Here is a 14,691-nt window from a genome sequence, read left to right as displayed (position 1 = left end):
ATGTTTTATTCATTAATTATTAAACACTATGCATGTTGCTTTTGCTTTACTTTTTCAATTAACCAATTACACCATTCATCAATACCTTCTTCAGATATTGAAGAAATTTGAATCACTTCTAATTCGTGATTTACTTCACGAGCATCTTTGGTTACTGCTTCAACTGAAAATGGTAAATAGGGTAGAAGGTCAGATTTTGAAACCAACATCATATCACTAGTTAAAAACATACGAGGATATTTTTTGGGTTTATCATCTCCTTCTGTTGTTGCCATTAAGGTAACACGATAATCTTCACCTAAATCAAAAGAAGCAGGACAAACTAAATTACCAACGTTTTCTATGAAAAGTAAGTCAATATTTGGCAAATCGAATTGGTCTAAAACCTGATGAATCATCTGCGCTTCCAAGTGGCAAATACCACCTGTTACAATTTGTAAGGCTTGTATTCCTGTTTCACGAATACGTTCTGCATCACGCTCGGTTTCTAAATCACCAACCATAACAGCTATTTTTATTTTGTCTTTTAACTTTTCAGCAGTTTTTTGCATTAATGTGGTTTTACCACTTCCAGCAGACGAAGTAATATTTACTAAAAGCGTATTGTTTTTTGCCATTTCCTTTTTAATAATGTCTGCGACAAAATCGTTTGCTTTTAATAAGTTTAGATTTGTATTCTCGCATTGTACCGTTCCGCGAGCAGCTTTAGTGGATTTTTCTACACTCATAATTCTATATTTTATAATAATTAGCGTTTTATAAAACGCTTATTTAGTCTTCAAATTCTACTTTATGAATTAACATTTCTTCTCCTTGAATGAGATTCTTACTTGGTTTCTCACAATTATCACATAAAAAGCGATAGTTTTTAACATCTGTTATATGATTGCAAGATTCGCATTGAATCTTAATATCTACAGATTCTACATGTAAACTTACATGATGATAACCAGGATTTGTAATATGGTATGCGCTATAGGCATTGTATAACAATCTTGGTTCAATATTAGATAAGATGCCCACTTTTAAATGAATCGCTTTCATTTTATTGAGCTTTTCTTGCTCGAACTCCATTTCTAAAGTTCGCATAACACTATTTACTATGGATGTTTCGTGCATAGTTAGTTTAATATAGTTTTTAATTTTTTTAAGGCTTCTAAATGTTCGTTGGCTTTTTCAATTAACGCATTGTCTTTAACTAATCGCTTAATTTCATTTGCCTTATCAAGCATTGCATTGTATTTTTTAGATTCTTCCACATTATTTTCATTATGCATTAACCAATATAGTTCTAATTGATTTGTTAAGGTTAAAGCACGTTCAAAGGCATGATTACTTGCTGTTCTAATTGTTAAAGCATCTTCAAACATACCGAAAGCTTTGTCTAAATTATTATGTAATTTCGCTTCTGGAAAATTCATTAAAGCAGTCGCGTAATTATGGCTCACCATAGCAAATTTGTATGGATGATTTTCTTTGGTATAAAATTTTAAAACTTCTTTAAAAGATGAGGCGCAAAAGGCTGTCCAAATTGGCTTTTCTTCTGAAGACACTGGAATTTCAGAATAAATTAATGCCAAATTATGATGTACATCTGCAAACTTTTGAGGATGTGTATCACGTTTAAACACTTTTAAAGTATCTTGAAACGCATTAATTGCAGGTTTGTAATATTGCGGACTACCATTTTTAGACCATGTGTATAACAATGTTGCTTTACGTAAACCTGCTTCGCCTAAAAATTCTGGAATATCTTCCTCTCGAAAGTATAATATAGCCTTGTTAATCAAGTTTTTAGACTCAATGTAGTCGTCTTTGAAATTGGCGATTTCAGAAGCATCTACATATAGTAATCCTGCATTTACTTTTTTATTTTTTGACTCGTAAAAGTTTATACCTTTCTGAAATAGTTCTAAAATTTCATTAAGCTTATCATTATCATATGGTAATTGTAATTGCGCCATTAACGCAGAAGCTAACTGAATATCTAGTGCGTTTTTGGCTTCAGGTGAAATAGCTTTATCTTGAAGCGAACGTATAAGTTGTTCTGTTTCCTTAAAGGCATTACCATCTAAAAGTAAATTACCGTAATGTTTTGCTGTGAAGATTTTTATTTCATCGTTTGAAGCACTTTTAATAGCTTCATTATATAAATGTTTAAGTTGTTCTGCATTGCATCTATTAGCAACATTTCCGTAGTGTTGAATGATGCATTGGTTGTGTACTGCTTCTGTTTTAGAAAACATTTCTTCTGAAATATCGTAACCAAATTGTAAATGTGTAGCAGTTAAAAGGTGGTTATACAAATTATCTTCTTCTGAAATAAATTCAAATGCTTTTTGCTGATTACCTAATTTGTAAAATAGTAATGCCAATAGATTATTATCCGAGTAATCAACTTTTGGAAATACATAAGGTGGTTCTGTATCGTGCCAATCTAATGTCGTACTAATTAAATCATCTTCAATAATTAGAAGCTTTGTAGTATGGTCTATATCTTCAGTATTGCTAACAACAGTAACTAGTTCGTTTAAGCGTTCAATACTTTCAATCACTTTAGAAATAGGTGTATTATAATTAGTTGTTGTTAAAATGGTAATCATCTTTATTTACTTTTTGGGTTCCTCTAATGTCTTTTGCTGCATTTTTTTGCATATTCTTAGCATAGATTTCTGCTAAACGTTCTGAACGATAATCGCCTATTTTTCTAATTAAAACATGATTTGGGTCTTTGGTGTCAATAAATACTAATGATACTTCCCAACGACTTTTTACTTCTTCTATCTTATATTGTACTTCGGCATCTAATAACCAAGCATCTTCTGGTTTATTTCGCTTTGCCATTATAGAGTTACTTTTATAAGGTTTGTTTTTTCAATGACTTCGTAATTTAAAATTCTATCAGTCATATCTAAATCGTTATCAATTAGTATTTCGCGAATAGCTAAAGTTCTATCACCTTTTAAATTTCTAGCTTTTAATAGAAATTGTGTTGGTTCATACATTTTTACAAACCATTGACTACTAACTGGTGTAATTAATAATCGCTTCTGAGCTTTTACATAGGTAACGTAAGCATAGTGAATGTTTTGAAAAATGGATTCAACTAATTCACTATCTAAATAGATATGCGACGATTTTAATGACACTTTCTCACTCACAATACTTCTAAAATTTTTAAATCATCTAAAATATGATTGACTACTTTATCACCTGCGTCTTTAACAACATCACTTAATTCTACTTCTAGTTTTGTGTTTTCAATAGCGATTAAATATACTTGAATATCTTCTGGATATTCATCTTGCAATATTTTTTTTGAATAGGATAAAGCTTGATCCCATTTCATACCATGAAGAAATACCATTGGGTCATCTTGTGGTGCTCGTAAAACTTCTTCTGCAGGTACTTTAAATAGTGTTCCTACAGGTTCGTTGGTATTTAAAGCAGCATCTATTAGAATTATTTTTTGATGTCCTTTTAATCCAAAAAGTACTTCGAAAGCAGCAGTTCCCATATCAAAAATGTTTATGGAAGCATTGTCTCCAATATGTTCTTTTAATTTTTCAATGACATACATTCCAATTCCATCATCACTACGTACTGGATTTCCAAAACCCATAATTGCAATTTGCATCTTTAGTCTTTTAAAATTAAAAAACTTTCTTAAGAATCTCCTTAAGAAAGTTTTTGTATAACTGTTTTATAGTGTGTGTTTTATAATTTGAATCTTGATAGTTCTACACCACTTTGTTCATCATGTGCGTGTACTGTACATACAAGACAAGAATCAAAAGAACGTGCTACAATACCAACTTCTACTGGATCTGCAGGATCTTCAATATCAATACCTTCTAAAGCAGCTTCAATTGGTCCAGGATTACCATTGGCATCATTTGGTCCAACATTCCATGTTGTTGGAGCCATCACTTGATAATTTTTAATCACGCCATCTTTAATCTCAATCCAGTGTGCTAAAGCACCACGAGCAGCTTCGGTTGCTCCGAAACCTTTTCCATCTTTTTCAACAGGTTTATTGTAAAAAGTGCCATCTAAATCAATTTCAGATAACCATTGCTCAATAAATTTATATAATCTTGGCGCTTCGTGTACACGAGCTAATACTCTTGTAAATACACTTGGACCCATTTTCTTCATGATGTCTCCAAATAAAGGGTCTTGAATTTGATGATCTTTATTATTAGGGTTAGCATTCATTATACAACGAGCTAAAGGTCCTGTTTCACATGCGTGTCCATCATATCTTGGTGCTTTTGACCAAGAATACTGTCCATCAAAATCAGTATGATGCAATGGTTGTGACTTTGCTGGTGTCGGCAATGGTTCATCCCAAGGATGTAATCCATCTTCTTGATTATCATACCAAGAATGCTTCACGTGTTCGCTCACTTTTAAGTGATCAAACTCATGCCAATCTTTACCGTCAAAAAAGCCACTTGAACTTATTAAGGCATCATTTCTGCCTTCTATTGTTGGATTATTATATCTATCTTTATGTAAATAAGTTCCTGTTGCTAAAAACTTACCAACACCTTGTCCAAATTTGTCTAAACCAAACTCGATACCTGCTCTAATTAGAAGACCTAAATCACTATTTTTATGTGAATCGTTTTCTTCTACCCAAGCTAACATATCATCCCAAGATTTTATCTCTAGATAACGCTCAATAGAACAGCCTAACCAAATGGTTTCTAACCAATCGTTTTTAAACTGTGTCATAATTGCGTGTGCTCTAGTAATATCTTTTAATGTTGGTGCACACATTACTCCACCTGGAACCATATAACTTGAATGTGGCCATTGCCCACCAAATAAAGCATATACTTGCACAGGAAGTGCACTTGCTGTTAGTCCTTTTTGGAATGTTGTGCCTACATAAGCAGACCAACGTTCAACTACTTCTTTGTATAAAGGTTGATTGGCATATTTTTTATTTGCTAAATCAGTAGCAAAAATTGCATAATACCAACGTGGAATACTTTGTATTGTTTCAGTTGCTTGTCCAATTGCTCTTAATAATAAGGCATTTGGTGATAGCTTAGTTCCCCAAGCTGTATCTAAAGCTGAAGAGGCACAATATAAATGTGATCCTCCACAAATACCACAGATTCTAGGTGTAACAATAAGACCAGATTGTGGGTCTTTACCTTCCATGATTTTCTCAAAACCTCTAAACATAGCAGCTTGAGTATGTGCTCGAGTTACTTTTCCGTTTTCTATATATACTTTTACATCTAAATCTCCTTCAACTCGTCCTACAGGCGATATATTTAATTCTTTTACTGACATTTCTATAGTTTTAATTGATTATTTAGAAGTTTCTGTTATACGTTTATTAGTCGGTAATATTTTTTGAAAACCAGCTTCTAGATAATAAGCTACTTTTGACCTTCCCGTTGGAACTTCTTTAGGGAATACACCCAAATGTTTCATCGTTTTGAATACACTTCCCTTCATAAGATCGTTATGAGGAAAACCTGGTTCTGTACAACCTAAACAAGGATGGTTAGATCGCGTTTTACTAGATTGTCTATTCCATAATATATTATTACAACTTGCTCTAGTCATTGGACCTCTACAACCTACTTCGTAGAATAGACAACCGCCACGAGTACCAAAACCACCATCTACCTTTTGTGCAAAGTTGGTAACATTAGTACAACCATCTTGCACAAAGTCAGTAAAGAAAGTTTTTGGCCTGTGGTAATCATCGATTTGAACATCTCCAATTCTACCTACAGCAATTGCAACTAAAATTTGAGTAATCCAATCTGGATGCGCTGGACAACCAGGAATGTTTATTACTGGCAAACCACCTTTAGATACATAATCTGCGCCTAAAAAACCGCCTTTTGCTTTTTTATGAAATTGTAATCCTGTGGATTCACTAGGATTAGGTGCAACAGCAGGAATTCCTCCCCAAGTAGCACAATCTCCTATGGCAACAACATAACCAGCTACTTCTGAAAGTTCTTTAATCCAATCTTTCATTGGGCGATCTGCGAAAAAATTCATTGATCCAGTTTTGTTTGGACCTTCAATTAATGAACCTTCATACACTAAGATATCCATTTGCTCTTTTCCAGCAAGAATATCTTTTAATAAATCTTGAACCTGATCTCCAATTTGTAACCCTGTTGTAGGATGCCAAAGAATATTAAGACCAAAATCTGTGATTAATTCAACCACAGTTGGTTCTTCTGCATTAAGGAAAGACATAGTGTTTCCACTACATGCTCCTCCTTGTAACCATAGAACGTTTGCCATAAAATTTAGTTGTTAATTTGATGTTGAAATTATGAGAAATAAATTGGTTAAACAAATTTACAATTCCTTTATTACTATGTTTTATGTTAATAAATTGAGTTATTGTTATTATAAGAGCTTATTTTTTATAGTATCATAAATGCTATTTAGATTTAATATAAATTAATTGTTTTGTGAATTGAAAGAAGATTGCGTAATAAAAAAATAGAATCGCTAAATGAAAATATAAGATTTTTCTCAATTTAACATCATCTAATTACTATTCTATTTGTTTTTTTAGAACGTTTAGTTGGTATTTATTGAATTGGTTTATGGCATTTAATTCTTAAAGTTATGTATGAGTATCTTTTTGGAATGGATTAGTAGTAAAAGTTTGGGCAATTAGTTGAGAAATTTATATAGTTTCATGTATAACTATTAATATTGGTGCAATTTCTGTATCTAATCTTTAAGAATTTGTCCTGTAGAATTAAGAGAATGTAAAACTTTTTTCTTTCTGTTCATTCAAATTTAGAAATTCCAAATTTTATCCTGTGACTGTTTTGGGTAGACTTACACAAAACATTTACCTTTCTTAACGCATCATATTGAATAACATAATCAAAAAGGTATTTTCTCAATATAAGACTCAATAATACTCTTAGAGTTCCCTAACTTTTTAATAATCTTAGTAGTATAACTACTCTTTATTTCATTATAATCATGCTCACTAAAACTAACACTCTTAAAATTATGCTTTTCAGTATAGAAATTTTCAGATCTATACTCAATAAGTTCATTGATAATTTCAATTCCTTTTTGTAAATCTCCTAACGGTCTATAATTTTGAATAACAGTATGGTATTTATTAAATGAATATTCATCAGGGAGTATGTCTTTTAGGGTAGATATTTGGTAATTTACATCATATAAATAGACGTAAGGATATTCCAAATCCGTCGGAAACCCTAACTGTTCCAGAAGAAGCAAACCATAATTCTCCCATTGATCAGCAATCTTAAAATCTGGAACTTTTATTTGGCGACTAGGTTCTTCAAATTGAGAAATTTGATATATTTCTAATGCATTTAATACCTCAATATTATCGACTTTCTTTGAATCAAATAAAAAGAAATTAGGGTAAAAATCTTTAAGAGCATATAAATCTTGTGGTCCCACATAACCTCTATTGAAAATATCAATACCAAAACTAGGAACGAGTACGTTAGGTATGGAATAATCACCATATTCAAGTGTTGTTATTATGGTTTTAAATTCTTTTGATGTATCTAAAAATTCTTTTAAGGGATGAAAAATGATTTCAATAATATCTCTAGTCTCCATATCTAGTTTTTTATAACAATTGAAATACAATCTTGTTAATTTTGAAAAATATGCTTGAAGTTGATCTTTATAGATAATGTGTTTGCCTCTTTCTAGCTCGTCAACTAATAATTTGATGATCTCTTTAGTAGCTTCATCTTTATATTCTATAAAGAGCACCAATTTATCAATTGCGACATTAAAAAAATGGATATGCTTATGAAGCTTTAATATCTCTCTTTCATGAAGCGAATTAAAATTTTCAAATTTTATTGATTGAGCCGCATTTTCTTTAGCATGTATAATTCTCTTTCGATAATACAAAACTTTTGCTCTATGTTTATAATTTCGGGGTAAAATGGTAATAGATTCAACGATGTTTCCAAAGTTTCCATAAGCAAAGCGTTCAGCAATCACGTTAGCTACTCTTTTGTAGTTTTCGAAAATGATATAATTATGTAGTATGATTTGCTGCCCAACTTTTATATTTATTTCGGCAATACAAAACTTTAAATTTTCAATATTGGTAAATGATATTTGAAACGATGGATTTATATCAATAAGTTTCCAGTCTGTATCATTTTCTATTGCTTTTTGTAAATCGTAAGCAAAGTTCACATAAGCTGGATGATAGTCAGCATACCATTTTAATGTGTTATAGAAAAGATGTTTAAAACCTAACTTTTGTAAAAAATCTATTAGTTCCTTGTCAATTGGGTTCGAGAATAAAATTTCAATTCCATTTTTAGCTGTGTTGTGTGTTACTTGTACATTCATATTTTTAAGAGTTAATGTTTAAAACACTAAGCTAAAAAGCAGAATTCAAAAATCATTTGTCAACTTTTGTCACTCGGACAATTAAAACAATAATATTTTTTGAACGTGCATTAATAAACGTTTGTAATAACTTTAAAACATTGAACTTTGCATTTTTTAATTGATTTAATTGAAATTGTTTAATGCGACAAAAAAAAATCTGTTATTAAGTTGCTATGACCTTTTTACTTTTCTATTTCCTTAGTTGTTTCAAACACTAAGCTACAAAGGGAAATTGGGAAATCATTTGTAAAATTTTGTGCTCTACACGTAGATTGTAGGAGGAAAATGTAAGAAACTTAAAATGTAGATGTTTATTTGATTATATTAAAGCTAAATTTGTGGTTTTATAGTTGTAACTGATACAATTTTTGAAAATTATTTACATTTTAACAGCTATTTTCTGAGTTGCTTTTTTTGGTCTGCTAATCTCAAATCCAAAGTTTTAAAGTCGAATTTCTCGATAGAAGATTTGAAAAGGATTAGTTTCTTTGTGAAAGAACATTCCTCCTTGCTAATTACATCTTAAAATTAAAACCCTTTAAATGATTTTGGCTTTTAGTAAGAAAATTGTAATTTTAAAATAACTAAATTCTTAAAAGGTAGTGGGGTTAGTTATCATAAAAATATCAGCAATTCCTGTTATACTTACTTTGGACGCAATTCAAGAAAATAATAAAGTATAGTAGCCGTAAAATAATAATATAGCTTTTAATTAAATGTTTTATCAAAAAATATTATACATCGACCATATTGAATTTTAAAATACACATTAACATAAAATAATAATCTACAATAATGCCAAATTTAGAGGGATTAGGTTTGCAGAACTTTAGGACTTTCAATAAGAAAGAACATTTTGAATTTGCACCGATTACAATAATAACAGGTGCAAATAATGCAGGGAAAAGTTCTCTTTTCAAAGCAATACAATTTTTGGTTCATAATTTTAAAGATGGAATTGATTCAGAAACCTTAGACTTTAAGACTATGAAGCATGAACTTGGAAATCTTGATCGTATCCTTAACCGAGATGCAATGGATGCTTTTAAAAACTCAGAAATTCCAAAAAGTCAAAGCATATATTCGAGACTTTCGGATTTTCATAAAAAAAACAACAAGTCTCCCAATGAACTACCTATTTTTGAAGAAGATGAAGATTTAGTTTTTGCATTTCCAATAAAATTTGGTAATAGTCGAGATATAAGTGCGACTTTAGAGGTTAGATATGGGTTAAAACGATTTATAAAAAAAAACGAAACTAAAAAAGATACAGTAATTTCTCATAACATTAAAAGTATTGCGATTGTAAGGAATGAAGAATACCTACATTGGTCGAATATAGTTGGCTATATGGAGAATTACGATGACTACCCCCATTGGGAAATGCAAACAAGTGTTGATTTAAAGAAAATTATTCAACTTATCATAGAAACACCTTTTGAAGAGGTAACTGAAGAGTTTAAACCTAATGAAAAAACTGAAGACTATTTTACTATTGATTTATTTAGTAGAATTGAAAAGTATAAGAATACTTTTTTTGACTTACCTTTTTTCAAATATAAAAAAAATGACTACGAATACTTTACAGAAAAACTTATCAAAGGAAAAAGTTTATTCTCTGATTATTCAGGATTAGTAGAAAAAGAAAAATCAAAGCTATTAACGATAGAACAAAATATTACTACAGAACTTCTTAAAGGGAAAAGTAATAACCAACAAAAAATTTTAGAATGTTTCAAACATAGTTTTTCTAATATTATGGATGGAATGGAAAAAGATATTGTAAATGCTGAACTTAAAAAAGAGGAAACTAAAAAAAATCCGCATGATATTTTTACTTCCTCAATGTTTCAAACAACACCTAACAGTAAACTCTTTTCAAATCTATTAGGTGCAATTGAGAAAGATTTTTTAAATACTGCTCAGAAGAAAATGGAAAGTTTGAAAAAGGTTTATTTTCTACCAACAACAAGGGGTAGAAATAGAGCATGGTTTATTGACGAACAGAATAGTGAAGATATTCACATTATAAAAGATTTCTCTAGTATATATTTAGAAAGTTACCTGCAAATCCAAAAATTCGTAAACTTTTGGATTGGGAAAGGAGAGATAGACGAAAATGGGAAAAAGAAACTGAAAGGCTTCAAAATTGGAAAAGAACTTTCAGTATTTAGAGATGAAACAATTGGTTTGACTAAAATTTTTCTAGTTAATTTTGATGGAACAAAAACGCCTCTAGTCGATTTAGGATATGGAATCTCTCAATTACTTCCAATCATAATGAAAATAGCTATTATTGCCCAAAAGCATGAAGTAAGACATGAATATGATTTCAATAATCAAGAAGGATATTATCAAAGACAGACAATATATTTTAGCCCTTCAACTTTATTAATAGAAGAACCTGAAGCCAACCTGCATCCATCTTTACAGTCAAAAATGTCTGAGTTATTTATTGATGCTGCTTCTAGGTTTAATATTCAGTTTCTTATAGAAACTCATAGTGAGTATCTAATTTATAAATTTCAAGAATATATAGGTCGAAAAATAGTTTCACCAAATGATATTAAGATGTATTACTTCAATCATCCCAATGATGTCAGAGAAGGATTGAAAGATAAGTACATTAATCATGTACAGATAGATAAAGATGGAAGTATTGATTATGATGAATATTTTGGAAAAGGTTTTTTTGATGAACAAACTAATTTGAAATTGAGTTTGTTAAATATTCAAAGAAATAGTTTTATTAAAAATTATGAAAAAATAAAAGAAGAACTGAAAAAGTCTATTGAAACGCTTGAAGGCTATGATACTAAAATAGAGGAACTCAATCAAAAACTGACAACGACAACTTCGGGGGTAAATGAATTAGAAGAAAAACTTAGTGGAATTAAAATAGAGAAACAGGAAAAAGAATTAGAACTTCAAGAACTCATAAGAACTCAAGAAGATATAATCGATGAATATGCTACTAAAATTGACTATTCAAAATATCTGACTGAAATTGAAACGATAGTAGATAAAAACAAAATCAATAATTCAAAAACACTTCAATATTTATCAACAGGTAAGTATATATTAGAGAATTTAGATAATAATGCTGATTTTGCACCTGTAATTATTCAATATGGTCGAGCGGTTGAATTTGAGATGGTAAAATGGGTGAATGATTTTAAAAGTACCATTAGTTCTGTTAACAGAAATAGTTGGTGTAATAATACAAACTATACGAATAAAATTAGAAGAATATTTACTGATTTAGGACTAACTCTTGTTGGTGATAATTATGAAATAAGCACAGGTAATAAAGTAAACCTATTTAATCTAAAAAAATACATTAATAACACTCCTAGTAGATATGTATTTGGAGAGTTAATTCAAGTTTTTGAGTTATTTTACTATATCTCTCCGACAAAAAATTCTGTACACAATTATAACTCAGTTCCTTTAATGGTTGAGTTTTCAAATTATCTAAAGAGTATTTGGACAGATTATAATACAGTAGAAGCACTATTTGATACTTTTCGACACATATTAGATTTGAGAAATTGTGCTGGACATACTTATAGTAATAGTGTTTGTACAAGTGATATTATTGATAAGAATACAGCAATGAATTACGTTACTAAGGTAGAAGCTATTTTTAAGTGTTTATAATATTATTCTATGTAAAAAATCATTTCGCTCAAAACTATTTATGAATATTATTTTTTGTCAATTAAAAAATTAGATTATGCTTATTAGCATAACAAAAAGTAAATTCAAGATAGTCGGAAAAATGATAATTAGAAAATATGGAAGTGAATTCTTCTAAGTTTAATTTCTTGATTAGTTTTAGTTTAAAAAAAATATCAATAATTCCAAATATAAAGCGTTGCTAGTAACCTTAAAAATACACTTAAAAAATGATTAATACAGTACTTCGTTTAGAATTTGAGCATGTTTTTCCCGATGAAAAAGAAAAAAATGTTTTAGAATATCTTAACCAAATATCCTCTTTTACTCTTTTAAACATAATAGGGTTTTCTAATACAAATCCTCAACCTAATTTTGATAACTTTGCTTCAAATATGGTTGTACGTGATGATATTATAAAAAGAGTAATAAAATATTCACGTGAAAATGAAATTAAAGAAAAACCTATTCTAGTCTCCAGAGAAGCAAGTTTAAGATTAGCTGAAATTATTTTATCTAATCGAGATAGTTTGATTAAAGAAAACAAAAATGACGATATAGATACGGACGAAATAAATTTACTGAAAGCATTTTTGGTAATAAATAAAGAAGTTAATTCAAAACAAAAACTTGAAGATTCAGAAGACAATGTAGAAAAGCTTGTAGATATGTCTATTGCAATGTTATTCTCAACTTCAGGTATTGGAAATTACGAGAATAATGATTTAGAGTTTGGTAAAACACTTTTTGCGACAATTGTGAGATTTGAGCATCTTATTGGCTTTCTACAATCAGATAAAAAGTATAGTTATTTAGAGAAAGATTTATATTCCTATTTCGGACAAAATAGTATAAAAGAAGTTTCTAATCAAATGAAATATCTTTTTGGTAAACTGTTTGAATTGAAATTAAAAAATGGTTTTAAATTTCAAGTGGATGAAAAAGAATCACAAGTATTCTTAAATTCATTGTCATCGGATGAAATTATTGAAGATGATGATTTTACAACTTTAAGAAATTATCCAGTTTATAAGATTAATGAAAGTACATTTTCTATAATTGATTTCTTTTTTGTTGTTGATAAATTCAATAAAAGTGTAAAGTTTATTCTAAAAAACTCATTTCATAAATATCATAATTTGCCTGCTAGAGATAGAACTTTCTTCGAATTCTTCAATACAAATTTTTCAGAAGATTATTTGATGAAGAAAGTTCTTGATGAAATTTTTCATAAGCCATATTTTGTCAAAAAAACAGTTTTAGATGCTACAGTTAATGAACCTGATTATTATGTTAGACACAACAAAAAAGTTTTTTTATTTGAAAACAAGGATGTTTTAATAGCAAAAAGCATAAAGAGTTCTGGAGATATTCAAAAAATAAATGGAGTCTTAAAATCTAAATTCTTAGAAGTAAATAAAAAACCTATCGGTGTTGGACAATTAGTAACTTCTATTGTTCAGATTATTGAGAATGAATTCAAATTTGATGATTATTTAAATGAACAAAAGAATATAACCATATATCCAATTTTACTTATTAATGATCGAATTTTTGAAACACTTGGTATTAACTACAGATTAAACCAATGGTATCTAACTTTAGTTAAAGAAAAACTTGGAGAAAAATATAATTCTAATTTCATTAAGTCTTTAACAATTATAGATATGGACACATTAATTTACTGGACACCATATTTGGTGCAAAAAGATTCAAATTTCAAGAAGATATTAGATGAGCATTTAAAAAATATGAATACTAAAAAAAAGGTTAACCATCCGAATGCTGAAAAAGGAAAAATAATTGCTAATAAAAACTTAACCAAACAAATATCTCCCATCAGTAGTAGGCTTATAAATTACAGGCTTCCGAAAAAGCTGTTGGTTGAAAAATTTGAAGATGTAATAAATGAATAAAAATATTTGGTCTTAGTTTAGGTATAAATTAGGGCATTGCATAGATAGCCAAGAGAATCATGGAGGTCAAGAATGAAAGAAAACAAATAAGTTCAACCAATAAGGCTAACTTATTATATTTTGTAATTAATGGATCGTGAGTATTCTTATTCTCCCTAATTTGTTTTATTACAGCTTTTGCAAAATCTTTGTTAATTCTCCTTAATTGTATCAAAGATATATATAGACCTATTGTTCCCGAAAAGATGCAGATAATCAAGCAATACAATACACAATAAAAAAGAGTAGCCTTATTAGTTGGATTGGAATTGAATGAAATTAAAATCGCAAGTAAGACTCCACTAATACTTACAAAATGTTTCAACACATCAATCATGTGATTGAATGTTTTATCCTTAATCGTTTGAAACTTTTTATATGATTGTTCGATGCTCATATTTAATAATTTTTNNAAGAAATATATTGAAACTTTCATACAATTTTTCGATGTTGGGGTTTTCTTGATAATTATTGACAATTCTGGGTAGATTTCCAACTAAATGGAAAATATTTCCAAAGCTACCTGTTCTTAATGTCTTAGCTAGTATTGCATTATATAAAATCTCATATAAGTTTTTAGACACTTCATCTTTTGAATATAACTTATAGATTTCTAAATCTGTTAATGAAGAATAATTACCATCTAAGC

The 14,691-nt window shown here is 29.3% G+C and carries 12 protein-coding genes; 2 read left to right on the top strand and 10 right to left on the bottom strand.

The window, feature by feature from the left end:
- Positions 1-26: 26 nt before the first annotated feature.
- From hypB to ACRBBL_RS22290, 9 genes are all read right to left on the bottom strand, one after another.
- The gene (hypB, locus tag ACRBBL_RS22330) at positions 27-728 is read right to left on the bottom strand and encodes a hydrogenase nickel incorporation protein HypB (protein WP_431371317.1); all 702 of its coding nucleotides are present in this window, start codon (positions 726-728) and stop codon (positions 27-29) included.
- 43 nt (positions 729-771) lie between these two features.
- On the bottom strand, positions 772-1,119 hold the full coding sequence (locus ACRBBL_RS22325) for a hydrogenase maturation nickel metallochaperone HypA (protein WP_431371316.1): 348 nt from the start codon (positions 1,117-1,119) through the stop codon (positions 772-774).
- A 2-nt stretch (positions 1,120-1,121) separates the two neighbouring features.
- Positions 1,122-2,603 (bottom strand): hypothetical protein, encoded by a 1,482-nt coding sequence (locus ACRBBL_RS22320; protein ID WP_431371315.1) that lies wholly within the window; start codon positions 2,601-2,603, stop codon positions 1,122-1,124.
- Positions 2,578-2,844, bottom strand: coding sequence for a hypothetical protein (locus tag ACRBBL_RS22315; protein WP_431371314.1), 267 nt, complete (start codon positions 2,842-2,844; stop codon positions 2,578-2,580). The genes ACRBBL_RS22320 and ACRBBL_RS22315 overlap by 26 nt, the downstream gene beginning before the upstream one ends.
- Positions 2,844-3,161: a hypothetical protein gene (locus tag ACRBBL_RS22310; RefSeq protein ID WP_431371313.1), complete on the bottom strand. Its 318-nt coding sequence runs from the start codon at positions 3,159-3,161 to the stop codon at positions 2,844-2,846. Before ACRBBL_RS22310 ends, ACRBBL_RS22315 begins: the two co-directional genes overlap by 1 nt.
- A complete protein-coding gene (locus tag ACRBBL_RS22305) occupies positions 3,158-3,637 on the bottom strand; it encodes a hydrogenase maturation protease (RefSeq protein ID WP_431371312.1) in 480 nt (159 codons plus the stop codon). Before ACRBBL_RS22305 ends, ACRBBL_RS22310 begins: the two co-directional genes overlap by 4 nt.
- An 80-nt stretch (positions 3,638-3,717) precedes the next feature.
- Positions 3,718-5,310, bottom strand: coding sequence for a nickel-dependent hydrogenase large subunit (locus ACRBBL_RS22300; RefSeq protein WP_431371311.1), 1,593 nt, complete (start codon positions 5,308-5,310; stop codon positions 3,718-3,720).
- An 18-nt stretch (positions 5,311-5,328) separates the two neighbouring features.
- Entirely contained in the window at positions 5,329-6,288 is a 960-nt protein-coding gene (locus ACRBBL_RS22295) for a hypothetical protein (RefSeq protein WP_431371310.1), read from the bottom strand.
- Positions 6,289-6,888: 600 nt separating this feature from the next.
- Positions 6,889-8,367: a hypothetical protein gene (locus tag ACRBBL_RS22290; RefSeq protein WP_431371309.1), complete on the bottom strand. Its 1,479-nt coding sequence runs from the start codon at positions 8,365-8,367 to the stop codon at positions 6,889-6,891.
- Between the two features lie 837 nt (positions 8,368-9,204).
- Here ACRBBL_RS22290 and ACRBBL_RS22285 point away from each other — a divergent pair.
- Together ACRBBL_RS22285 and ACRBBL_RS22280 are read left to right on the top strand one after the other, a co-directional pair.
- Positions 9,205-12,069, top strand: coding sequence for a DUF3696 domain-containing protein (locus ACRBBL_RS22285; RefSeq protein ID WP_431371308.1), 2,865 nt, complete (start codon positions 9,205-9,207; stop codon positions 12,067-12,069).
- Positions 12,070-12,317: 248 nt separating this feature from the next.
- The gene (locus ACRBBL_RS22280) at positions 12,318-14,003 is read left to right on the top strand and encodes a hypothetical protein (RefSeq protein WP_431371307.1); all 1,686 of its coding nucleotides are present in this window, start codon (positions 12,318-12,320) and stop codon (positions 14,001-14,003) included.
- Between the two features lie 452 nt (positions 14,004-14,455).
- Here ACRBBL_RS22280 and ACRBBL_RS22275 read toward each other — a convergent pair.
- On the bottom strand, positions 14,456-14,691 hold a 236-nt coding region (locus ACRBBL_RS22275), incomplete at both ends, for a hypothetical protein (RefSeq protein WP_431371306.1).

The sequence above is a fragment of the Kordia sp. genome (assembly GCF_050633145.1).
In the GTDB taxonomy this organism is placed as follows: Bacteria; Bacteroidota; Bacteroidia; order Flavobacteriales; family Flavobacteriaceae; genus Kordia.
The sequence above is the reverse complement of the archived record's forward strand: the minus strand, read 5'-3'. Positions and strand labels throughout refer to the sequence as shown.

Excerpts from the sequence above, each read along its gene's own strand:
- ACRBBL_RS22290 (WP_431371309.1), bottom strand. The coding sequence starts at position 8,367 with ATGAATGTACAAGTAACACACAACACAGCTAAAAATGGAATTGAAATT.
- ACRBBL_RS22295 (WP_431371310.1), bottom strand. The coding sequence starts at position 6,288 with ATGGCAAACGTTCTATGGTTACAAGGAGGAGCATGTAGTGGAAACACT.
- ACRBBL_RS22300 (WP_431371311.1), bottom strand. The coding sequence starts at position 5,310 with ATGTCAGTAAAAGAATTAAATATATCGCCTGTAGGACGAGTTGAAGGA.
- ACRBBL_RS22285 (WP_431371308.1), top strand. The coding sequence starts at position 9,205 with ATGCCAAATTTAGAGGGATTAGGTTTGCAGAACTTTAGGACTTTCAAT.
- ACRBBL_RS22325 (WP_431371316.1), bottom strand. The coding sequence starts at position 1,119 with ATGCACGAAACATCCATAGTAAATAGTGTTATGCGAACTTTAGAAATG.
- hypB (WP_431371317.1), bottom strand. The coding sequence starts at position 728 with ATGAGTGTAGAAAAATCCACTAAAGCTGCTCGCGGAACGGTACAATGC.
- ACRBBL_RS22320 (WP_431371315.1), bottom strand. The coding sequence starts at position 2,603 with ATGATTACCATTTTAACAACAACTAATTATAATACACCTATTTCTAAA.
- ACRBBL_RS22280 (WP_431371307.1), top strand. The coding sequence starts at position 12,318 with ATGATTAATACAGTACTTCGTTTAGAATTTGAGCATGTTTTTCCCGAT.
- ACRBBL_RS22315 (WP_431371314.1), bottom strand. The coding sequence starts at position 2,844 with ATGGCAAAGCGAAATAAACCAGAAGATGCTTGGTTATTAGATGCCGAA.
- ACRBBL_RS22305 (WP_431371312.1), bottom strand. The coding sequence starts at position 3,637 with ATGCAAATTGCAATTATGGGTTTTGGAAATCCAGTACGTAGTGATGAT.